This is a genomic window from Dactylosporangium sp. NPDC049742, from assembly GCF_040674675.1.
In the GTDB taxonomy this organism is placed as follows: Bacteria; Actinomycetota; Actinomycetes; order Mycobacteriales; family Micromonosporaceae; genus Dactylosporangium; species Dactylosporangium maewongense.
In genome coordinates, this window is the sequence record NZ_JBFANF010000009.1 from 214,081 (window position 1) to 234,673 (window position 20,593).

The window sequence follows — 20,593 nt, forward strand, 5'->3', positions numbered from 1 at the left end:
GAGCGGAGCGGGTACACGTCGCGCACCGGGCAGGCCCGTCGGAGGAGGTTGAGCATCATGCTCAGCGAGAGCGAGCAGCAGCGGCTCGCGGACATCGAAGCCGCACTGCGCAATGACACGCGGTTCGTCAACGGGTTCAACCGGGCGATGACCCGCCGCGTCACACCCCGTCGCATCACCGCGGTCGCCATCGCCGTCGCCGGAGTCCTCGGCGTCGTCGTGGGCCTGGCCGCCACCAGCGTCGCGGGCACCGTCCTGGCGATCTGCGCCGTCGGCGTCGCCGGAGGCGTGTGGACCTGGCGCCCGCCACACCGGTCGGATCCCCCCGTCACCCCATAACCGTCTCCGCACGCTCACATCGACCCCCGAAGGCCCACCGGCCGTCGGGGGTCAGTGCACCGCGCGTAGACTTTGTCCGGTGTTGCACCCGATCGCCCGGATCAAGGTGGCGCTGAACGGCGGCCGGCGACCCGGTGCGCACCCCGCGCTGCCCTGCACGCCCGCCGAGCTCGCCGCGGCGGCCCGGGAGGCGGTCGCCGCCGGCGCGGAGGCCGTGCACCTGCACCCGCGGGACGCCGGCCGGCGCGAGTCGCTCGACGCGGCCGACGTGGGCGCCGCCGTGGCCGCGGTCCGCGAGACCTGCCCCTCCACGCCCGTCGGCGTCACCACCGGCCTGTGGGTCACCGGCCGGGACGTCGCCGCCCGGCAGCGCGCCGTCGACGCCTGGTCCGCCCTGCCACCCGTACAGCGGCCGGACTTCGCCTCGGTGAACGTCGCCGAACCCGGTCTCACCGAGCTCCTCGCCACGCTGCGGGCCCTCGGCGTCGCGGTCGAGGCCGGGGTCTGGTCCGTCGACGACGCCGCGGCCCTGGCCATCGTCGACGTGCCCCGGATCCTGGTCGAGGTCATGTCGCCGGCGACCGACGCCCTGGCCGTCCTGGCCCGCCTCGACGAGGTCGGCGCGCGCGGCCAGCGGCTCCTGCACGGCGACGGCGAGCTGTGCTGGCCGATGGTCGCCCTGGCGGGACGGCTCGGCCTGCCGACCCGCATCGGCCTGGAGGACACGCTCACCGCGCCGGACGGCGGCCCGGTCACCGGCAACGCGGACCTGGTGCGGCACGCACTGTCGGTGTGGTCGTCCTCCTGATCGTCGCCGCGCCGGTACGAGGGGTCAGGCGGCCAGCTCGGCCAGGTGCGTCAGGGTCTTGCCGAGCGGGGCGTCCACCAGTACAGCTGCCAGGTCGTCGCTCTTCGTCGGCCCCTGGTTGACGATGGCGATCGGCACGCCCAGCTTCGCGGCCCGGATCACGAAGCGCCGCCCGGACAGGACGGTGAGCGACGAGCCGAGCACCAGCAGCGCCGCCGCCCGCTCCACGAGCGCGAACGCCGCCTCCACCCGCGGCATCGGCACCTGCTCGCCGAAGAACACGACGTCGGGCTTGAGCATGCCGCCGCAGTCCTCGCAGCCGACCGTGACGAAGTCCGCCGCCTGCTCGTCGGTCAGGTCGACGTCGCCGTCGGGGTTGATGTCCCCGCCGGCCTGCGCATAGGCCGGGTTCGCGCGGCGCAGCCGCCCGTCGAGGGCCGTGCGGGCGGTCACGTCGCCGCAGTCGAGGCAGACCACCCGGTCCAGGCCGCCGTGCAGCTCGATGACCGGGTCCGCGCCGCCGGCCTGGTGCAGGCCGTCGACGTTCTGCGTGACGATCCCCGCGACCAGGCCGCCGCGCTGCAGCCGGGCGACCGCGCGGTGCCCGTCGTTGGGCGACGCCTCCGCGATCGTGCGCCAGCCCAGGTAGCTGCGCGCCCAGTAGCGCCGCCGGGCTATTGGGTCGCCGGTGAACGTCTGGAACGTCATCGGCGACGCGTTGCGCTGCAGCCCGCTCGGACCGCGATAGTCCGGAATGCCCGACTCCGTCGACAGCCCGGCGCCGCTGAGGACGACCACGCCACCGCCTTCGACGAGCCTGATCAACTGTTCCACTCACCGATTGTCGCTCGGCTTCCCGGGGGCGGCGCCAAGTGACGGTGATGGGGCGCACATGTCCGGCGCGCGGGGACGTATCGTGGGGGCCATGGGTTTGGTGAGCAAATTCAACGCGTGGCGTCGCAAGCTGCAGGAGCAGCCCGGCACCACGATCGACCTCGAGCCGATGCGGGCCCTCCTGCCGGAGATCGAGGAGCGCGAGGCCGAGCTGTCCGAGCTCACCGACGACGAGCTCCGCGCCGCCGCCACGGCGCTGCACCAGCGGGAGGACCCGCAGGACTTCGTCGAGGCGTGCGCCCTCGGCCGGGAGGCCGCGAAGCGGGCCCTCGACGAGCGCCCCTACGACGTGCAGCTGCTCGGCGCCCAGGTGCTCCTGGCCGGGCACGTCGTCGAGATGGCCACCGGTGAGGGCAAGACCCTGACCGCCGCGATCGCCGCCGCCGGCTATGCCGCGCAGGGCGCGGTCCACGTCATCACGGTCAACGACTACCTCGCCCGCCGCGACGCCGAGTGGATGCGCCCGGTCTACGAGCTGCTCGACCTGACCGTCGGCTGGGTCAACGAGTCCTCGACCCCCGAGGAGCGCCGGGCGGCGTATGCGTGCGACATCACGTACGTCTCCGTCAGCGAGGCCGGCTTCGACCTGCTCCGCGACAGCATCGTGACCGACACCGAGGACCGGGTGCACCGCGAGTTCGGCACCGTCATCATCGACGAGGCCGACTCGATCCTCATCGACGAGGCGAAGGTCCCGCTGGTCCTGGCCGGCTCGACCATCGACGAGAAGGACTCGCCGGTCGCGATCGCCGAGATCGTCAGCGGACTGCGCCGCGACCACGACTACGAGGTCGTCGACGAGGGCCGGACCGTGCATCTTTCAACGTCCGGCCTGGCGAAGGTCGAGGCGCTGCTCGACCTGGACCTCTACGCCGCCGAGCACATGGACTCGCTCACCGCCGTCAACCTGGCGCTGCACGCCGAGGCGCTGCTGGTCCGCGACGTCGACTACATCGTCCGCGACGAGAAGGTCGAGCTCATCGACGAGTTCCGCGGCCGGGTCGCCCAGCGGCGGCGCTGGCCCGACGGCCTCCAGGCCGCCGTCGAGGCCAAGGAGAAGATCCGCAGCAGCGGTGGCGGCACCGTCCTGCAGACCATCACCGTCCAGGCGTTCCTCACGCAGTACAAGAAGATCTGCGGCATGACCGGCACGGCCCTGCCCGTCGGCGACCAGCTCCGCGAGTTCTACAAGCTGGAGGTCGCGGTCATCCCGCCGCACCTGCCCAACGTCCGCAAGGACTGGCCCGACCGCGTCTACGCCTCCGCCGAGGAGCGCGACATCGCCGTCGTCAACGAGATCGTCGCGATGCACGCCACCGGCCGCCCCGTCCTCGTCGGCACCCTCAGCGTCGCGGAGTCCGAGCAGCTCGCCGCCACCCTCGCCGAGGAAGGCGTCGAGTGCGTCGTGCTCAACGCCAAGAACGACGAGAAGGAGGCCGGCATCGTCGCGGAGGCCGGCTCGTACAACGCCGTCACCGTCTCCACCCAGATGACCGGCCGCGGCGTCGACATCCGCCTCGGCGGCAGCGACGAGAAGGACCGCGAGCGGGTCGAGGGCCTCGGCGGCCTCTTCGTCATCGGCACCGCCCGCAACGACAGCCGCCGCATCGACGACCAGCTCCGTGGCCGCGCCGGCCGCCAGGGCGACCCCGGCGAGTCCATGTTCTTCGTCAGCCTCGAGGACGAGCTGATCGAGCGCTACGGCCCCGAGCCCATGCCGATGGGCAAGGCCGACGCCGACGGCGCCATCGACGACGAGGACGTCCGCTGGGCGATCGGCTCGGCGCAGCGGGTCGCGGAGACCGTCAACCTGGAGATCCACCGCAACACCTGGCGCTACAACTACCTGCTGGACCAGCACCGCCAGCTGCACGCGAAGCGCCGCGAGGAGCTCCTCACGACCGACGCCGCCGGCGAGCTCCTCGCCGAGCGCGCCCCCGACCGCTACAACGAGCTGGCCGAGGAGCTGGGCGAGGAGGCGGTGCTCCGCATCGCCCGCACGATCGCCCTCTTCCACGCCGACTCCGCCTGGTCGGAGCACCTCGCCGACATGAGCGAGCTCCGCGAGGGCATCCACCTGCGCGTCCTCGGCGCCCAGGACCCGCTCGACGAGTTCCACCGCGAGGCGATCCCCGCCTTCCGGGGCCTGCTCGCCGAGATCGACGACCGCACCGTCAAGGAGTTCGAGGAGCTGGAGATCGACGGCCCCGACTGGCAGCCCGCCGACGCCGGCCTCGTCCGCCCCAGCGCCACCTGGACCTACGTCGTCAGCGACAACCCCTTCGGCTCCGAGATGGAGCGCTTCTTCGCCGGCATGGTCAAGCTCTTCCGCAGCGGCAAGGGCATCAAGAAGAGCTGACCCGCGTTTCCGTTCCCCGCGGCCGCCACCGGTTCCTTCCCGGTGGCGGCCGCCACCGTTTCAGGCCGGCAGGTGGCGCAGGGCTTCCGCGGCGGCCTCGTCCGCGGTCCGCAGGCGCCCCCGCTGCCACGCCTCCTCGGCGGTGTCCGCCGGCAGCCGGAGCCGCACCGCCGCGAGCGCCTGGGCGAGCCGGGAAGCCTCCGCGCCGTACACCCCCGACGGCACGTCCAGCGCCCCGGCGAGCTCGACCGCGGGCACGTCGCGGCCCGTACGCGCGAACAACACCACCAGGTTGCGCAGCGCGATGATCAGCAACGGCCGGCCGCCGGTCGTCCGCCAGTGCCTGATCGCACCGGCGAACAGGGCGAGCGCCGGCTCCGGCGGCCCGTGCCGGCCGCGCAGCGCGACCATGGCGGTGCGGGCGACACCCATGACGAACCGGCCGCCGACCGCCGTCGCGAGCCGCAGCGACTCGTCGAGCGCGGCGATCGCGGCCGCGGGGTTGCCGTCGCCGTGGGCCTCGGCGAGGGCGAAGAGCGCGAACGCCGTCGCGGACGGGTTGCCGGTGGCGCGGGCGGCCGCGAGCCCCGCCTCGGCGGCGGGCAGCGCGGCCGGGTCCTGCCGGTACGCCAGCGGCAGCGCGAGGTTGGCCGCCGCGATCGCCTGCGCCGCACCGCCCGCGGGAAGCGCGGCGACCGCCCGCTCGTACTGCGTGACGGCCCCGTCGAGGTCGCCCTGGATGAGGGCGATGTCGCCGAGCAGGTCCGCGGCGCCGGCGTGGCCCGCGTCGAGGGCCTCGCGGGCGATCCGCGCGGCGGTGGTGAAGTCGCCGTCGAGCCAGGCGGCGTACGCCGCGCCGGTCAGCACCCCGGGCGCCGGCCGGGCGGCACGCAGCGGCAGCGTCAGCGTCGACCAGGCGAGCAGGTCGGCCCGCAGGTGCCAGAACCCGACGAACGCGACCGCCCCGGCGATCCGGGCCGCGAGCGCCGGCTCGTGCGCGCGCGACCAGTGCCACGCCTGCCGGGCGTCGTCCAGCGCGCCTTCGACGACGGCCACCCACGCGGCCTCGTCCGGGCCCGAAAGACCCCGGTCGGCCGCCTCGAGGAGGCCGGCGAAGTGGGTGGCGTGCCGCCGCCGCAGCTCCCGGTCGCCGGCCGGGTCGAGCAGTTCGGCGGCGTAGACGCGCAGGCTCGCCAGCATCCGGTACCGCCCGACGCCCGCGCTGCCGGGCCGGGTCAGCAGCGACCGTTCGGCGAGCAGCGCGACGACGTGGGCGACCGAGGCGGCCGGCAGCGGGCCGTAGCCGATGACGGCCTCCGCCGCGTCGAGGTCGATCCCGGCGGCGAACACGTGCAGCCGCGCGAACGCGATCCGCTCCTGCTCGCCGAGCAGCCGCCACGACCAGTCGACGACCGCCCGCAGCGTCTGGTGCCGGGCCGGCCGGCCGCGCGGGCCCGCGTCCAGCAGGACCAGCCGCGCGTCGAGCCGCCGGCTCAGGTCGTCGACGGTGAGCGTGCCGGCGCGGGCGGCCGCCAGCTCGATCGCCAGCGGCAGCCGGTCGAGTGCCTCGCACAGCGCGCCGACCCGGGCCGCGAACCCCGGGTCCGCCGGCGCCGGGAAGCCCGGGTCGGCGGCGGACGCGCGCGCCGTGAACAGCCTCACCGCGTCGGGGGCGGTGAGCGGGTCGACGACGTACACGCGCTCGCCCGGCAGCCCGATGCGCTCCCGGCTGGTCGTCAGGACCCGAAGGGCCGGGCAGTCCTCGAGCGACAGTCCGAGGAGGACGTCGTGGACGGTGTCGACGAGATGCTCGCAGTTGTCGACGACCAGGAGCCCTTCGGCGCCGCGCGCCCACGCGGCGAGGGTGCCGGCGAGCCGCCCCTCGACGACGAGCCCGGCGGCCGCGGCGACCGCCGGCGCGACGGCGGCGGGGTCGCCGACCGCGGCCAGGTCGACCCACCACGCCGGCCCGCACGCCCGCGCGAGGCTGGTCTTGCCGACCCCGCCGGGTCCGACCAGCGTCACGACCCCACCGGCGCCGGCCTCGACGAGCGCGGCGACGGCGCCGAGGTCGGCGTCCCGCCCGATGAGCCCGGCGGTCCTTCGCGTCGGCGTTCTCGGCGTCGGTACCGGGGAAGCCCGGCCGCTCAGGAGCCGGCGTTGCAGCGCGAGCACCGCCGCCGACGGGTCGAGGCCGGTCTCGTCCCGCAGCCAGTCCCGGTGCGCCCGCACCGCGTCGAGGGCCTCGGCGGTCCGGCCCGCGGCGGCCAGCGCCGACGCGAGCGCCCGCACCGCCCGGTCGCGGCCCGGGTCGGCGGCGACGAGCGCGGACGCGTCGGCGACGGCCTCCGCGGTGCGCCCGAGGCCGGCGAGCAGCTCGACGCGGGTCTCCTCGGCGTCGCGGCGCAGCTGCGTGAGGCGGGCGGCCTCGGCCCTGGCGAGGTCGGGGAACTCCGCGTACGCCGCGCCCCGCCACAGCCCGAGCGCGGTGTCGAGCCGGACGAGCGCGTCGACGGCCGGCTCCCCCGGCCGCGGCGCCGTCAGCGCCACGAACTCCTCCGCGTCGACGCTGCCGGAAGGGACGTGCAGGACGTACCCGGGCGGCCTCGTCCTCAGGTGCACCGCCGCCGTGCCGAGCGACCGGCGCAGCCTGGCGACGTACGTCTGGGCGGCGTTGCGGGCGTCGGGGCCGGTCGCGCCGGGCACGACGAGCGCGCCGAGCCGGTCGACGGCGAGGACCGCGGGGCGGCTCAGGACCAGCGCGGCGAGCACGGCACGCTGCCGCCCGCCGGCGATGTCGACGGGGCGGCCGTCGACGGTGACCTCCAGCGGTCCGAGGACTCCGATGCGCAGGCTCACGACCGGAGGCGGTAGTCGGCGCCCGGCGTCATGCGGTCACCTTCCAGGAATGGTTCACGGGTCTCGTACAGTTCACGTACTCCGGTTGTACTCGGTTCGACAGCCGGAGGGCTCAGCCTTGAGGGCATGACTGACACCGAGAGCCCGAACCTGACCGAGCGCCTCCTCGCGCAGCTGCTGGCCGGCACCGAGCTGTTCAGCGTGCACCTGGGCATCCAACTCGGGTTGTACCAGGTGCTGCACGAGCATCCCGGCGCCACCGACGCGGTCCTCGCCAAGCAGGCCGGGATCGCCGAGCGGTACGCCCGCGAGTGGCTGGAGCAGCAGGCCGCGGCCGGGTACCTGGAGTGCACGTCGCTTGCGGACCGGACGTTCCGGCTGCCGGACGGCGCCGCCGACGTGCTGCTGGACCCGGCGCATCCCGCGTCCGGGGTGGGGCTCGTGACCGTGTTCGCCGGGGTGGCGCAGGCGGTGCCGGCGCTGGCCGAGGCGTACCGGACCGGCAACGGCGTCCCGTACGCCGACTACGGCCCGTTCACCCGTGACGGCATCGCGGCGATGAACCTGCCCGGCTTCCGGCACAGCCTCGCGCAGGAGTGGCTGCCGGCGCTGCCCGACGTGGTGGAGCGGCTGGCGCAGGCGCCCGCGGCCGGGGTGCTGGACCTCGGGTGCGGCGCCGGCGCGTCGACGCTCGCGCTCGCCGAGGCGTTCCCGCGGGCGGCGGTCACCGGCATCGACCTGGACGATGCGTCGATCGCGGCGGCCCGGCGGGCCGCGGCGGATGCGGGGCTCGCGGACCGGGTGTCGTTCCTGCGGCAGGACGCGACGGCCGCGGCGGGCGACTACGCCCTCGTCACGATCTTCGAGGCGCTGCACGACATGGGCGACCCGGCGGGGGTGCTGCGGACCGTGCGGGGGCTGCTCGCGCCGGGCGGTGCGGTGCTCGTCGCCGACGAGCGGGTGGCCGACGAGTTCATCGCGCCGGCCGGTGAGATCGAGCGGCTGCAGTACGCGTTCAGCGTCCTGCACTGCCTGCCGGCGACGATGGCGGAGGATCCGGTGGAGGCGGCCGGGACCGCGCTGCGCGCGCCGACGGTGGCCCGGTGGGCGGCGCAGGCCGGCCTGTCGTGCACGGTGCTGCCGATCGAGCACGACTTCTGGCGCTTCTACCGGCTGTCCGTTCTGGACTGAGTCCAGTGTGGACGGCCCTTGGATTAGGGCCGCTTTAAAAGCACCTGAAGGGTTTGGTCGCCGGCCCGCGCGGTTGGTAAGACCGTCCCCGGTGGACATTCAAGGGGCAGTCTCAGGGCCGGTGCAGAGTGCGGTCATCCCGCGTGAGTTCCGCCGGCCGTACCGGCGCCGGCGTTCCGTCGACGCGTGGCGGGCGGTGACGATCGCCGCGTTCTGGCTGGGGCTGGTGGCGACGCTGCTGCCGTGGTGGTGGAACACGCCCGCCGGGTTCCTGCGCGACCCGGCGACGTCGCTGACCGCGGTGGGGCGGATCACCGGGCTCGTCGCGGGCTATGCCCTGCTGGTGCAGGTGCTGCTGATGTCCCGGGTCGCCTGGCTGGACCGCTGGCTGGGCGCCCGGGACCTGCTGCACTGGCACCGCGACCTCGGCGTGTTCGTCGTGGCCGCGGTGCTCGCCCACGCCGCGTTCACCGTCCTGGGGTACGCGAAGCTCGAACGCGTCGGGCCCGCCCGCGAGGTCGTCCGGTTGCTCACGGTCGACAAGTACACCGGGATGCTCGGCGCGTTCGTCGGCACCGGGCTGCTCGTGGCGCTCGCGGTCCTGGCGCTGCCGCTGCTGCGCCGCCGCATGTCCTACGAGGTCTGGCACCTGCTGCACCTCACGTCCTACCTGGTGCTGGTGCTCTCGGTCGGGCACCAGTTCGCGGTCGGGCAGGAGATGTCGGCGCCCGGCTTCTCGCGCGTCTTCTCGCTGGCGCTGTGGTGCGCGGTCGTCGGCGCGGTCCTCTGGGGGCGGTTGTTCGCTCCCGTACGGATGAACCTGCGGCACCGCTTCCGGGTGCGGTCCGTCGTGCTCGAAGGCCCCGACATGATCTCCATCTACATCGGCGGCGACCGGCTGCCGGAGCTGCGGGTCCGCGCCGGCCAGTTCTTCCGCTGGCGGTTCCTCGACGACCGCAACTGGTGGCAGGCGCACCCGTTCTCGATGTCGGCGGCCCCGAACGACGACTGGCTGCGGCTGACCGTGAAGGTCGTCGGCGACCACACCGCGGGCCTGCGCCGGCTGCGCCCCGGCACGCGCGTCTTCGTGGAGGGCCCCAGCGGCGACTTCACCGCCGACCGCCGCCGGCAGGCCCGTGCGCTGCTCATCGCCGGTGGCAGCGGCATCGGCCCGATCAGGGCGCTGCTGGAGGAGCTCCCGCCGCGGACGGTCGTGCTGTACCGGGCGCGCAACGCCGGCGAGCTGGTCTTCCGGGAGGAGCTGTCGCTGCTCGCCGAGGCGCGCGACGCGCAGGTCTGGTACGTCACCGGCGGCCGCGACGACCCCGGCCCGCGGCGCGCGTTCAGCCCGCGCGGGCTGCTCGAGCTGGTGCCGGACCTGACCCGCCGCGACGTGTACCTGTGCGGCTCGGCCGGTCTCGTCGACGCGTCCGTGGTGGCGCTGCGCCGGGCCGGGGTGCCGGCCCGCCAGATCCACCTCGACCCGTTCGAGTTCTGATGCGACGCATCGGCATCGCCGTCCTCGGCACGGGCGTGGTCACCGCGCTCCTGGTCGCGGTGAAGTCCCAGCTCCCGGCCGCGGTCCCGCCGTCCGCCGCCACCCGCCCGTCCGGCCCTTCCACGGCCCACGCCCCCGCCGTCGCCTCCCAGCCCGCGCCGGGGGTCCGCGTCGTGGACCCGTCCCGGATGATGGACGGCTCCCACCTCGGCGCGGTCTTCACCAACCCGTTCGGGCCTGTCCAGGTCCGCGCCGACGTCCGCGGCGGCCGCCTCGTCGACGTGGTCACGGTGCGCCTCCCGACGGCCGCGGCCCGCGGGATCGAGATCGGCATGCGCGCGGCACCGGTACTGCGTGAGCAGGCCCTCGAACGCCAGAGCGCCGACCTCGACACGGTCTCGGGCGCCACCTACACCAGCGACGGCTACCGGCGCTCCCTGCAGTCCGCCCTCGACGCCGCCCGCACCGGCCGGCCCGCCGCCTGACCGGTCAGAGGGCGATCACCATCGACGGGTGGTCCACGTCGCGGAAGCCGAACCCGCGGTAGAGGTCGTAGCCCTCCTCGGAGGCGTGCAGCTGCGCCCGGACGACCCCGTTGTCCCGGAACCAGCCGAGCAGGGCCGCCACGCACGCCTTGGAGAAGCCGCGGCGCCGGTACCCGTCGTCGGTGGAGACGTTGAAGACGTAGCCGCTCAGGCCGGCCGGGTTCGACGGGGAGCCGAGCCGCTCGTCGATGACGCCGACCGCGCACGCCGCCAGCCGTCCCGGCTCGCCGGGCCGGTCGACCACGAACGCCGCGGTCCGGGCGTCGTCCCCCGGCAGCCGCCGCCGCAACGAGCTTGCGGCCTGCTCGGCCCACTCCCCCGCCTCGGGCACCACACCGTCCATCGCCTGGAACATCACCATCCGCAGCCGGACCAGCTCACCGGCGTCGGCCGCGGTGGCCCTGCGGGCCTGCACCTCGATCACGCCGCGAAGGTATCAAGCGGCCGTGTACCCCGTCGCCTGCAATGCGAACAGCTCCGCGTACGTGCCGCCGGCGGCAAGCAGGTCGAGGTGGGCGCCGTGCTCGACGACGCGCCCCTCGTGCAGGACGTAGATGTGGTCGGCGTGGCGGACGTTGGCGAGGCGGTGCGTGATGAGCACCGTGATCCGGTCGGGCGCGCCGGCCCGCAGCGCCGCGAACAGCGCATGCTCGGCTCTCGCGTCCAGCGCCGCGGACGGCTCGTCGCAGATGAGCACCGGGGCGTCGCGGTAGAACGCCCGCGCGGCGGCGAGGCGCTGCCACTGGCCGCCGGACAGGTCCTGCCCGCCGGCGAAGTTGCGCGACAGCAGCGTGTCGTAGCCGGCCGGCAGCCCGGCGATCATGTCGTGGGCGCCGGCCTTGCGCGCGGCGGCCTCGACCAGCCCGTCGCGCGGGCCGTCGTTCGTGCCGAGCAGGATGTTGCGTTCCGCGGTGAACGGCCAGTGCCAGTACTCCTGGCTGACCATCGCCACGTGCCGCCACACGTCCTCGGGGTCCACGGTGGACAGTGGCGTGCCGTCCCACGACACGGTGCCGCTGTCCGGGTGGTACAGCCCGGCGATCAGCCGTGCGAGGCTGGTCTTGCCGGAGCCGTTCTCCCCGACGAGCGCGATCGTCTGCCCGCGGTGGACGGTCAGGTTCGCGCCGAGGACCGCGGCCGCGTCGGTCTCCGCGTAGTGCAGGGTGGCGTCGCGGACCTCGATGCTCGCCGGTGCCCGCACCGTCGCCTCCCTGGTCACGGGCGGCATCCGCTCGCCGGCGCGGGCCAGGAAGTCGGTGTAGTCGTTGAAGTACAGCCCTTCCTCGTAGACGCGGTTGACGTTGGTGACGGCGAGCGCGAGCGCGTTGCGGGCCGCCTGCAGCGCGAGCACCGCGGTGCCTGCCGCGGCGAGCGGCAGCCGGTGGTCGACGAGGAGCACGCCGAGCGCCACGTACACCCCGAACGTCGCGACTCCGGAGAACACGCCGCCGACGAGCCGGGTCATCGTCTGGCGCCGGACGACCTCCAGCTCCGTCCTCGTCTCCGCGCCGACCATGATGTCGTACTCGCGCAGGAGGAACGGCCGCATCGTGAACGCGCGCAGCTCCGCGGCCGTGGCCCGGTTCGCCATCAGGTCGGACAGCATCCACAGCCGGCGCCGGCGGCTGGTGCGCGCGTGGTTGCTGAGGTAGGCGAGGCGGGCCGCCCGCACCGCCGCCCACGCGGCCGGGACGCTGGCCAGCAGCAGCGCGCCGAGCAGCACGGGGTGCAGCAGCGCGAGGGTGACCGCGGTCGCGGCGAGCCCGGCGAGGCCGGCGGTGAGGTCGATCGCACCGCGGGTCAGGAACTGCACCGCGAGCGACCCGCGGTTGCGGGCGCGCTCCATCTCGTCGGAGAACCCGGCGTCGTCGAACGCGGCCAGCTTGACCTGTGTCGTCAGCTCGAACAGCCGCCGCTCCGCGGTCGTGAGCACCTGCGGCTCGAGGCGCGCCTGCGCCCAGCCGGCGATGATCGACAGTCCGCTCCGCACGAAGGTCGCGGCGGCGACGACGACCAGCGACGGCACCGCCGCCCGGACCCGGTCCAGGGTCGGACCCGCGGCGAACAGCGCCTGCAGGACCCCTCTCGTCGCGAGCAGCCCGAACGCGGTCGCGACCCCGGCGAGCAGGTTGAGCGCCAGCGCGGCCACGGTGTCGCGGCGGCTGGCCTGCCACGCGATCGCGACCGCCTGCCGGAGGACCGCCGGAAGACGCCGCGCCATCGCGCTGAACCGCACGCTGGCCAGGGCCACGCTGTGCGACTCCCACCACGATGCCTTGAGCTCCGGCAGCTGGGAGGTGCCGGAAGGGCGTGACACCCGGGAGCTGCCGGAAGGGCGTGAAGCCCCGGTGACCGCCGCCTTGGCCATAGACCCTCCTCGACGTCGCGGTTCGAGGATAGCGGCGTCCCGGCACCGCGGGTGAGCCGTCACACGCTTGGGTGGTCGCGCAGCGGGTAGGCAACAGGGGAACGCGACACAGAAGGAGGACATCGACGATGAATGTCGCATTTCTGGTTGCCAAGGAGGGCATCGAGCAGGTCGAGCTCACGGAGCCGTGGAAGGCCGTCGAACACGCGGGTCACACGCCGCGCCTGGTCTCGCCCGAGCCGGGCCGGGTGCAGGCATACCACCACCTGGACAAGGCCGACGCGTTCGACGTCGACGTGACCGCCGCCGACGCCCGCGCCGACGACTACGCCGCCCTCGTCCTACCCGGCGGCGTCGGCAACGGTGATCTGTTGCGCTGGCAGCGGCCCGCCGTCAACCTCGTGAAGGACTTCGTCGCCTCGGGCAAGCCCGTCGCCGTGATCTGCCACGGTGGCTGGGTCCTCATCGAGGCCGGCGGCGTCGGCGGCCGCCGCGTGACGTCGTGGCCGTCGATGCAGACCGACTTCCGCAACGCCGGCGCCACGTGGGTCGACGAGGAGGTCGTCGTGGACGGCCCGCTCATCAGCAGCCGCAAGCCCAACGACCTGCCGGCGTTCTGCAAGGAACTGGTCGAGGCCCTGGCCTGACCCCCACCGGCGAGCCGTGCTGGCCGTGGGCATGACCACCACCCGACCGCGCATCGGCATGACCGCCACCGACCGGGCCTTGGCATGGCCACCACCGGGCCGGGGCTCTGGCACGACCACGACCGGGCCGGGGTTCTGGCACGACCACGACCGGGCCGGGGCTCTGAAACGACCACGACCGGGCCGGGTCCGCGCGACCGCGCGGCCCGGTCGTGCCCGCCCCGGGTACTAGAGTCGGCGGGCGATGCTGGACCTCACCCGGGAACTGATCCGCCGGCACGAGCGCGGGGCCGCCGTCCGGCACGACGTCTGGGTCCGCGCCGCGGCGCGGGCGATCAGGCGGGCCGGCGACGCCCACGACGCCGCGGCGTTGCTGCCCTGCTTCCTCGACGACCCCGAGGCGCGCGGCGCGCTGCTGCCGGTGCTCGCGTGCCATGGCGACCGCTCCACCGCGGCGGCGCTGCTCGCCGTGCACGACCGCAACCCCGAGGTGCTGCACGTGGTCGGCTGGCTCGGCCACGAGCCGGCGACCCTCATCCTCTGGGACCACGCGCTGCACGGGGACTGGGAAGCGCAGTGCAGCGCGGTGCTCGGCCTCCTCCACCTCGGGTGCGACGGCATCGACGTGGCCGCGGAGCTGCGCCGGCACGAGGGCCGCGGGCTGTTCCCCGAGCTGCTGCCCGCCCTCGCCGTGAAGACCGGCGACCCGTCGTGGGCGCGGCGGCTCCTCGGCTGGGGGACGACCGGCGCCTCGACCGACTGCAACGGCGGGCTGCTCCTCGGCCTGGCGCTGCTCGGCGCCGCCGGCCGGGACGCGTTCGACCTGGCGCTGTGGAGCCCCGCGTGGGAGACGTGGTCGGGCTCGACGGGGACGGTCCGCTGGGCGGCGCGCGGCGTCCTCGCCGCCGGGTGGGGCGTCGCCGGACTGCGGTCCCGCTTCGACGCGCACGTCACCGCCGCGACCGACCCCGCCGACCGCACCAACGCCGTCCTCGTCCTCACCGGCGTCCTGGACCGCTGGCTCGACGGCGAGTGGACCGGCCTGCGCGCGGCCGTGGAACCGCCGGAGACGTGGGAACAGGCGTTCCGGCTGCTGTTCGAGGGCGGACCGGCGCTGGACCGCCTCGCCGAGCGGCTGGTCGACGAGGCCCGGGGCGGCGGCCGCACCGAGGTCGAGCCGGGACTGCCGCTCCAGTTCGTCCTGCGGCAGGTGTACGACCTGCGCCGCCGCCTCGAAGACGCCGTCCACCACGAGGCGGACCTCGACGCCCGGACCCGGACCCCCTGACGCCACCGCGCGGCGCCGTCATGGGCGGTGCGGCACGGTCATCGCTTCAGGGTGCTCCGCGTGATCATCCGCAGGGCCCGGGCGGCGACGGACATCCTCCTCGGGTAGGACACCACGGGCCGGCGGGTGCGAACGGCCTGCATGAGCACGTCCACCGCACGGTCGACGCTGACCAGCATCGGCTTCGCGGCGCCCTTGGCCATCTTCGTGTCGACGAACCCGAACCTGACCGCGGTGACCGCCACGCCGCGCGGGCGCAGCGCCGCCGACAGGCCGAGCAGGTAGGAGGTCAGGCCGGCCTTCGAGGCGGCGTACCCGGGCGCGTCGGCGGAGATGAGCACGTCGGCGAGGCTCGACAGCCCGATGACGTGACCGCGCCCGGCGGCGAGCATGCCCGGCACGACCGCCTCGACGGTCCGGGCCGCGCCGATCAGGTTCACCTGCAGCGCCCTCGTCTGCGCCGCGAGGTCGGCGGGGTCGAACATCTCGCCGACGCCTGCCGCGTACACGCACAGGTCCACCGGGCCGATCCCGGCGAGCACCGCGGGGAACCCGTCCGAGGTGACGTCCACGACGTGCTGCACGACGCCGTCCCGCGGGCTGCGTGACACGCCGGTGACGCTCCACCCCTCGGCGACGAGGCGCTGCGTGAGCGCGAGTCCGATCCCGTCACTGTTGCCGACCACGAGGGCACGCTTCACCCGACGAGCGTAGCGACGCCCCTCGCCGGCGACCAGACGTGCAGGTAGCGTGCCCCGTATGACGGTTGATCGGCTGCTGTGGGAGCAGCACACCTGCCTGCCGCTGTCGGTGCGGGCGCGGGTCGGCGACCTGCGGCGCTACCGGAGGCCGGGCGGGACGTTCGCGTCGGTCAACGTCGGGTACGCACCGCACAGCGCCGACGAGGTCCGCACGTTCCTTGCGGCGTTCCGGGCCGGGGTGGCACTCGAGGAGGACATGGTGCTGGGCGAGTCGGTCGCCGACATCGACCTGGTACACCGGGACGGCGGGATCGCCGTCGCGTTCGACCTGGAGGACTCGGGGCCGCTCGAAGGGGACCTCGGGCGCGTCCGGGAGTTCTTCGACCTGGGCGTGCGGACCATGCTGCCGACCTACAACCTGCGCAACGCGGCCGGGTCGGGCTGTCTCGACGAGGTGGACGAGGGGCTGACCGCGTACGGCCGCGACCTCGTCCGGGAGATGAACGCCGTCGGCATGGTCGTGGACGGGTCGCACTGCAGCACCCGGACGGGCCTCGACCTGGCGGAGGTGACGCAGCGGCCGATGGTGTACAGCCACTCGTCCATGCGGGCTGTGTGGGACCACCCCCGCAACGTGACCGACGAGCAGGCCAGGGCGTGCGCCGCGACCGGCGGGGTCATCGGCATCACCGGCGTCGGGATCTTCCTCGGACCGAACGACGCGTCCGTCGAAGCGCTCGTCCGGCACATCGACTACGCCGTGGAGCTGGTGGGACCCGACCACGTCGGCGTCGCGAGCGACTTCGCGTTCGATCACGAGGACCTCGTCCAGGAGATGACGACCAACCCGGAGCTGTTCCCGGAGAGCTACACGCGATGGGGCCCGATCGAGCTCATGCCGCCGGAGGGCCTGCTCCAGGTCGAGGCGGCCCTGGAGGCGAGGGGCTACCCGGCGGACGCCGTGACCGCCATCCTGGGCGGCAACTTCCGCCGCGTCGCCACCGAGGTCTGGTCCGCACCGTGACCAGCCGGCCGGCTGGGTCGGAAGGGTGAGGTCAGGCGGGCGACCGCGCCACGGGTCAGCGGTCGAGGGCCAGGTAGCTGCCGTCGTGGTACACGAGCGGCGTCGCGGTGGCGTCGGAGTGGTGGGCGGCGTGGACCGGGGACGCCACGACGATCACGTGGTCGCCGGCCTCGACGTGGTTGACGACCTCGCAGATGAGGACCGCCAGCACGCCGTCCAGCAGGGGGACGCCGTCGGGGCCTGAGGTCCAGGTGCCGCCGGCCGTGGCGTACGTCGCGTAGCGGTCGACGCCCCTGGCGGCGAACGTGCGGGCCACGGGCTCCTGCCCGGCGGTGAGGACGTGCACGCCGACCAGACCCGCGCCCCGGACGATCGGCCACGCCGAGGCGGCCTTGGCGACGCAGAAGGAGACCAGCGGCGGGTCCAGCGAGACGGACGTGAAGGACGTCGCCGTGAAACCGGTCGGCGGGGAGCCCGGCGCGGTGACGACGACCACCGCGGCCGCGTGGCGGCGCAGGACACGGCGGAACAGCCCGGAGTCGATCGCGGTAGCGGTCACCCGTCCCCCTGTCACATCCGCCGCCCGGAAGGCTGCCCCGAAGGCGCTGCCCGGAAGTCAGGGGAACCTTACCCGTGGGTACCAGATGCAACCATCGGGCGTCAGAGGGCCTCGCCGAACAGGCGGAGGCGGGCCATGCCGCCGTCGGGGAAGACGTCGAGGCGGACGTGGGTGGCGGGGACGGTGCTGTCGAGGCGGAACCGGTGCCTGGTGTCGGGTTGCAGGTCGACCCGGGGCAGCAGGTCGAACCAGGCCGAGTCCGATGAGGGGTCCGACGAGGGGTCCAGGGTGCCGCGGAGCGTGGCGGCGGCGGGGGCGTTGCCCTTGAAGTGGGTGGTGTCGAGCTCGGCCAGACGGATGGTGCCCCGCGCGGCCAGGCGGACGAGGACCCAGTCGTTGCCGTCGTCGCGGCGGCGGGCGGTCTCCCAGCCGTCCCCCATGACACGCGCGTGGCCCGGCAGGATGAGGTTGTTGGCGGAGCCGTAGAAGCGGTTGCTGCAGTCCACGACGAGACCGCCGAGCTCCAGGGCCGCGAGGTCGACGGTCATGCCGTGCAGCAGCGCCGGGTCGGGGTCGACGACGCCGTGCACGCGGAGGCGGGCGACGCCGCCGTCGGGGAAGATGTTGAGCCGCACGTGGGTGACCCGGCGGTGGTCGGTGACCTCGAAGAGGTTGCGCGTGTCGCCCCGCACGGCCGATCGGCCGACGAGGGGGAACCAGCCGGTCAGCGCGGCGGGCGCGGGATGCCCGGGGACGTCGCAGCCCTCGACCGAGACGTGCGGCGGGTAGTTGCCGGTGAAGTGGGCGGTGTCGACGACGACGCCGTGCACCGCGCCGGGGGCGCCGAGCCGCACCACGGCCCAGTCGTGCAGGTCCGGCCCCAGGGTGCGGCGCCGGCGGGTCTCCCAGCCGTCGTAGACCTTCCCTTTGGGGCCGAACGTCCACGTCTCGAACGTGGACGGCTCCGGGTTGACGAGGTTGTCGCGGGCGGCGAAGAACTCGTCGTTGGCGTCGACCACGCCGCCGCCGAGCGGCCGGGACGCCAGGTCCGGCAGGTCCGTGAAGGTCATCGATCCTCCGAGCGCCGCAGCAGCGTTCCGTGTGGGGTGTCGCCGACCGGCACGCCGCGCAGCCAGGTCGTGCGGACGACCCCGCGCAGCGCGGCGCCGGCGTAGGGCGTCACGGGGTGCCGGTGGTGCAGGGCGGTCGCGTCGACGACGAACGGCTCGTCGGGGGCGAAGGCGACCAGGTCGGCGTCGGCGCCCACCTCGATGCGTCCCTTGCGGGTCAGGCCCACGAGGTCGGCCGGCCCCAGCGCCATCCAGCGCACCACGTCGGCGAGGGTGAAGCCGCGGTCCTGCGCCTCTGTCCAGACGGCGCTGAGGCCGACCTGCAGCGAGGCGATACCGCCCCAGGCGGCCGCGAAGTCACCGCTCTCCCGGCGTTTGAGGTCCGGTGTACTGGGTGAGTGGTCGGACACGACGACCGTGATGGTGCCGTCCGCGAGGCCCGCCCACAGCCCGTCCTGGTTCATGGCGTCGCGGATCGGCGGGCAGCACTTGAACTCGGTCGCCCCGTCGGGGACGGCGTGCGCGTCGAGGGTGAGGTAGTGCGGGCAGGTCTCGGCGGTGACCCGGACCCCGCCGGCGGCGGCCTCGCGCAGCAGCGGCAGCGCGTCGGCGGCCGACAGGTGCAGGATGTGCACCCGCACGCCCGCGGCGGCAGCGGCGGACAGGGCGGTGCCGACGGCGGCGACCTCGGCCGCCGGTGGCCGGGAGGCGAGGAAGTCGGGGTAGGCGCGGGATGCGAGGGTGTCACGCAGGTGCCCGGGGTCCTCGGCGTGCACGACGAAGAGCGCGTCGACGCTCGCGAACGCGGCGGCGAGGCCGTCGCGGTCCAGGGGCGGGAACTCGGGGACGCCCGAGTCGGCGAGGAAGCTCTTGAAGCCGAAGACCCCGGCGTCGTGCAGCGCGGGCAGGTCGCCGGCGTTGCCGGGGATCGCGCCGCCCCAGAAGCCGACGTCGACCCAGCACTTGCCGGTCGCGGCGGCCTGCTTCTCGCGCAGCGCGGCGACGGTCGTCGTCGGGGGCAGCGAGTTGAGGGGCATGTCGATGATGGTGGTGACGCCGCCGGCGGCCGCGGCGCGGGTGGCGGTGGCGAACCCTTCCCATTCGGTGCGGCCGGGCTCGTTGACGTGCACGTGGGTGTCGACGAGGCCCGGCAGGAGGACGAGGTCGCCGAGGTCCTCGTCGCAGTCGGCGTCCACGGGGCCGAGGGCGGCGATCCGTCCGTCGTGGACGGTGACGGTCGCCGGGCGCGGGCCGTCCGGGAGATACACCTGCCGCGAGCGCAGCGTGAACGTCACAGGGCCACCAACTCCTCGATCGTCCGCCCGACGGAGGGCGCCGACAGGGCTCCGCAGTGGACACCGCGGAGCAGGAAACGGGCGATGGCCCGGGCCGTGGCGGGCTCGTCGAGGATGCCGCTGTCCCGGCGGGACAGGTAGGCGTCGAGGCGCCGGCGGGCCTCGGGCAGGCCGTCGAGGTAGAAGGCGAACGTGGCCGCGTAGCGGGTCGGCAGCTGCGCCGGGTGCAGGTCCCAGCCCTGGTGGATGCCGCGTTCGAGGCCGCGGCGCACCAGACGGGCGTGCACCTGCCACGCGGCGTGCACGGCGGCGGTGTCGCCGACGGGGAGGATGTTGGTGGAGCCGTCGGCGACGTGGACGCCGGCAGCGGCCGCCGCCACCTGCATGACCGCCTTCGCGTGGTCGGCGACCGGGTGGTCGAGAGCCTGCTGCGCGGGCGCGACACCGAGGGCGGTGCTGTAGTCGTACGTGCCGTAGTGCAGCCCGGTGAGCCGCCCGCGCGCGGCGAGGATCATCCGCGGCAGTGGCGACGTGCCGTCCGGGCCGAGGACCGCCTGCGGGGTCTCGACCTGCAGCTCGAAGCGCAGCCGCCCCTCCTCCAGCCCGTGCGCGTGCTCCAGCTGGCGGCACAGCAGGACCGCGGTGTCGACGTTCGCGACCGAGGTGGGTTTCGGGACGGTGACGACGAACTCCGGCGGCGGCGGGCCGAGCGCGGACAGGAACAGGTCCAGGGTGCGGGCGGCGCGCCGGACGGTCGCCGGTTCGAGGCTCTTCACCCGCAGCCCGCTGAACGGCACGGCACAGGCGCGCAGGGCGGCGCCCGCCGCGAGGGCGTGCTCGTCCTCGACGGCGGATGGGCGCACGCCGTAGCCGTCCTCGAAGTCGACGCGCAGGTCCTCGACCGGTTCGCCGGCGAGCTTCGTCCGTACCATGTCCACAATGGACTCGGAGAAGCCGGGGAGCCCGTGCTCGTCCAGGGCGGCCAGCGCGAGCGCTCCCCAGTCGCGGACCGTGGTGGAGCCGAACCGGTCGGCGGGCACGTAGCAGGTGTGCACGGGGCGGCGGGCGACCGGCGCGGGCGGCGGTGTGTCGCCGGCGTGCTCGGCGCTCGCGAGCAGCTCTTCGAGATCGAGGTCGGTGAGTCCCAT

18 protein-coding genes are annotated in these 20,593 nt (G+C 74.6%); 9 read left to right on the top strand and 9 right to left on the bottom strand.

Going from position 1 to position 20,593, the window contains the following annotated elements; all coding sequences use genetic code 11:
- Positions 1-57 precede the first annotated feature (57 nt).
- Together AB0J72_RS15025 and AB0J72_RS15030 are read left to right on the top strand one after the other, a co-directional pair.
- Positions 58-339 carry a DUF3040 domain-containing protein gene (locus AB0J72_RS15025; RefSeq protein ID WP_363398889.1) on the top strand — a complete coding sequence of 94 codons (282 nt, stop codon included), beginning with the start codon at positions 58-60 and terminating at the stop codon, positions 337-339.
- 79 nt (positions 340-418) lie between these two features.
- Positions 419-1,147, top strand: coding sequence for a 3-keto-5-aminohexanoate cleavage protein (locus tag AB0J72_RS15030; RefSeq protein ID WP_363398891.1), 729 nt, complete (start codon positions 419-421; stop codon positions 1,145-1,147).
- A gap of 24 nt (positions 1,148-1,171) precedes the next feature.
- On the opposite strand, the gene AB0J72_RS15035 is transcribed toward AB0J72_RS15030, so the two are convergent.
- Positions 1,172-1,981 carry an NAD-dependent protein deacetylase gene (locus AB0J72_RS15035; RefSeq protein WP_363398893.1) on the bottom strand — a complete coding sequence of 270 codons (810 nt, stop codon included), beginning with the start codon at positions 1,979-1,981 and terminating at the stop codon, positions 1,172-1,174.
- Between the two features lie 91 nt (positions 1,982-2,072).
- Here AB0J72_RS15035 and secA2 point away from each other — a divergent pair, with 91 nt between their 5' ends.
- The gene (gene secA2, locus AB0J72_RS15040) at positions 2,073-4,400 is read left to right on the top strand and encodes an accessory Sec system translocase SecA2 (RefSeq protein WP_363398895.1); all 2,328 of its coding nucleotides are present in this window, start codon (positions 2,073-2,075) and stop codon (positions 4,398-4,400) included.
- A 60-nt stretch (positions 4,401-4,460) separates the two neighbouring features.
- Here the strand turns inward: secA2 and AB0J72_RS15045 are convergent, their stop codons facing one another.
- Positions 4,461-7,259 (bottom strand): BTAD domain-containing putative transcriptional regulator, encoded by a 2,799-nt coding sequence (locus AB0J72_RS15045; RefSeq protein WP_363398896.1) that lies wholly within the window; start codon positions 7,257-7,259, stop codon positions 4,461-4,463.
- Between the two features lie 126 nt (positions 7,260-7,385).
- Between AB0J72_RS15045 and AB0J72_RS15050 the strand changes: the two genes are divergently transcribed.
- From AB0J72_RS15050 to AB0J72_RS15060, 3 genes are all read left to right on the top strand, one after another.
- Positions 7,386-8,450 carry a class I SAM-dependent methyltransferase gene (locus AB0J72_RS15050; protein WP_363398898.1) on the top strand — a complete coding sequence of 355 codons (1,065 nt, stop codon included), beginning with the start codon at positions 7,386-7,388 and terminating at the stop codon, positions 8,448-8,450.
- 121 nt (positions 8,451-8,571) lie between these two features.
- Positions 8,572-9,948, top strand: a complete 1,377-nt coding sequence (locus AB0J72_RS15055) for a ferric reductase-like transmembrane domain-containing protein (protein ID WP_363398900.1) — start codon at positions 8,572-8,574, stop codon at positions 9,946-9,948.
- Positions 9,948-10,433: an FMN-binding protein gene (locus AB0J72_RS15060; RefSeq protein ID WP_363398902.1), complete on the top strand. Its 486-nt coding sequence runs from the start codon at positions 9,948-9,950 to the stop codon at positions 10,431-10,433. Before AB0J72_RS15055 ends, AB0J72_RS15060 begins: the two co-directional genes overlap by 1 nt.
- Positions 10,434-10,437: 4 nt before the next feature.
- Here AB0J72_RS15060 and AB0J72_RS15065 read toward each other — a convergent pair whose 3' ends face one another.
- The gene (locus tag AB0J72_RS15065; protein WP_363398904.1) at positions 10,438-10,917 is read right to left on the bottom strand and encodes a GNAT family N-acetyltransferase; all 480 of its coding nucleotides are present in this window, start codon (positions 10,915-10,917) and stop codon (positions 10,438-10,440) included.
- Between the two features lie 12 nt (positions 10,918-10,929).
- Positions 10,930-12,861 (bottom strand): ABC transporter ATP-binding protein, encoded by a 1,932-nt coding sequence (locus AB0J72_RS15070; protein WP_363398906.1) that lies wholly within the window; start codon positions 12,859-12,861, stop codon positions 10,930-10,932.
- A 128-nt stretch (positions 12,862-12,989) separates the two neighbouring features.
- Here AB0J72_RS15070 and AB0J72_RS15075 point away from each other — a divergent pair, with 128 nt between their 5' ends.
- Positions 12,990-13,508: a type 1 glutamine amidotransferase domain-containing protein gene (locus AB0J72_RS15075; protein ID WP_363398908.1), complete on the top strand. Its 519-nt coding sequence runs from the start codon at positions 12,990-12,992 to the stop codon at positions 13,506-13,508.
- Between the two features lie 244 nt (positions 13,509-13,752).
- The gene (locus AB0J72_RS15080; protein ID WP_363398910.1) at positions 13,753-14,796 is read left to right on the top strand and encodes a hypothetical protein; all 1,044 of its coding nucleotides are present in this window, start codon (positions 13,753-13,755) and stop codon (positions 14,794-14,796) included.
- 38 nt (positions 14,797-14,834) lie between these two features.
- Here the strand turns inward: AB0J72_RS15080 and AB0J72_RS15085 are convergent, their stop codons facing one another.
- Positions 14,835-15,497, bottom strand: coding sequence for an SDR family NAD(P)-dependent oxidoreductase (locus AB0J72_RS15085; RefSeq protein ID WP_363398912.1), 663 nt, complete (start codon positions 15,495-15,497; stop codon positions 14,835-14,837).
- Positions 15,498-15,555: 58 nt separating this feature from the next.
- On the opposite strand from AB0J72_RS15085, the gene AB0J72_RS15090 reads away from it, so the two are divergent.
- The gene (locus AB0J72_RS15090; RefSeq protein ID WP_363398914.1) at positions 15,556-16,521 is read left to right on the top strand and encodes a membrane dipeptidase; all 966 of its coding nucleotides are present in this window, start codon (positions 15,556-15,558) and stop codon (positions 16,519-16,521) included.
- Between the two features lie 55 nt (positions 16,522-16,576).
- On the opposite strand, the gene AB0J72_RS15095 is transcribed toward AB0J72_RS15090, so the two are convergent.
- The 4 genes from AB0J72_RS15095 to AB0J72_RS15110 form a co-directional block, all read right to left on the bottom strand.
- On the bottom strand, positions 16,577-17,080 hold the full coding sequence (locus AB0J72_RS15095) for a flavin reductase family protein (RefSeq protein ID WP_363398916.1): 504 nt from the start codon (positions 17,078-17,080) through the stop codon (positions 16,577-16,579).
- Positions 17,081-17,181: 101 nt separating this feature from the next.
- Complete coding sequence (gene alc / locus AB0J72_RS15100; protein WP_363398918.1) at positions 17,182-18,150, bottom strand: allantoicase; 969 nt, start codon at positions 18,148-18,150, stop codon at positions 17,182-17,184.
- Positions 18,147-19,445 carry an allantoinase AllB gene (gene allB, locus AB0J72_RS15105; RefSeq protein ID WP_363398920.1) on the bottom strand — a complete coding sequence of 433 codons (1,299 nt, stop codon included), beginning with the start codon at positions 19,443-19,445 and terminating at the stop codon, positions 18,147-18,149. The genes alc and allB overlap by 4 nt, the downstream gene beginning before the upstream one ends.
- On the bottom strand, positions 19,442-20,593 hold the full coding sequence (locus tag AB0J72_RS15110; protein ID WP_363398922.1) for a hypothetical protein: 1,152 nt from the start codon (positions 20,591-20,593) through the stop codon (positions 19,442-19,444). Before AB0J72_RS15110 ends, allB begins: the two co-directional genes overlap by 4 nt.

Excerpts from the sequence above, each read along its gene's own strand:
- AB0J72_RS15090 (WP_363398914.1), top strand. The coding sequence starts at position 15,556 with ATGACGGTTGATCGGCTGCTGTGGGAGCAGCACACCTGCCTGCCGCTG.
- AB0J72_RS15080 (WP_363398910.1), top strand. The coding sequence starts at position 13,753 with ATGCTGGACCTCACCCGGGAACTGATCCGCCGGCACGAGCGCGGGGCC.
- alc (WP_363398918.1), bottom strand. The coding sequence starts at position 18,150 with ATGACCTTCACGGACCTGCCGGACCTGGCGTCCCGGCCGCTCGGCGGC.
- AB0J72_RS15110 (WP_363398922.1), bottom strand. The coding sequence starts at position 20,593 with ATGGGACTCACCGACCTCGATCTCGAAGAGCTGCTCGCGAGCGCCGAG.
- AB0J72_RS15070 (WP_363398906.1), bottom strand. The coding sequence starts at position 12,861 with ATGGCCAAGGCGGCGGTCACCGGGGCTTCACGCCCTTCCGGCAGCTCC.
- AB0J72_RS15025 (WP_363398889.1), top strand. The coding sequence starts at position 58 with ATGCTCAGCGAGAGCGAGCAGCAGCGGCTCGCGGACATCGAAGCCGCA.
- AB0J72_RS15050 (WP_363398898.1), top strand. The coding sequence starts at position 7,386 with ATGACTGACACCGAGAGCCCGAACCTGACCGAGCGCCTCCTCGCGCAG.
- AB0J72_RS15060 (WP_363398902.1), top strand. The coding sequence starts at position 9,948 with ATGCGACGCATCGGCATCGCCGTCCTCGGCACGGGCGTGGTCACCGCG.
- secA2 (WP_363398895.1), top strand. The coding sequence starts at position 2,073 with ATGGGTTTGGTGAGCAAATTCAACGCGTGGCGTCGCAAGCTGCAGGAG.
- AB0J72_RS15075 (WP_363398908.1), top strand. The coding sequence starts at position 12,990 with ATGAATGTCGCATTTCTGGTTGCCAAGGAGGGCATCGAGCAGGTCGAG.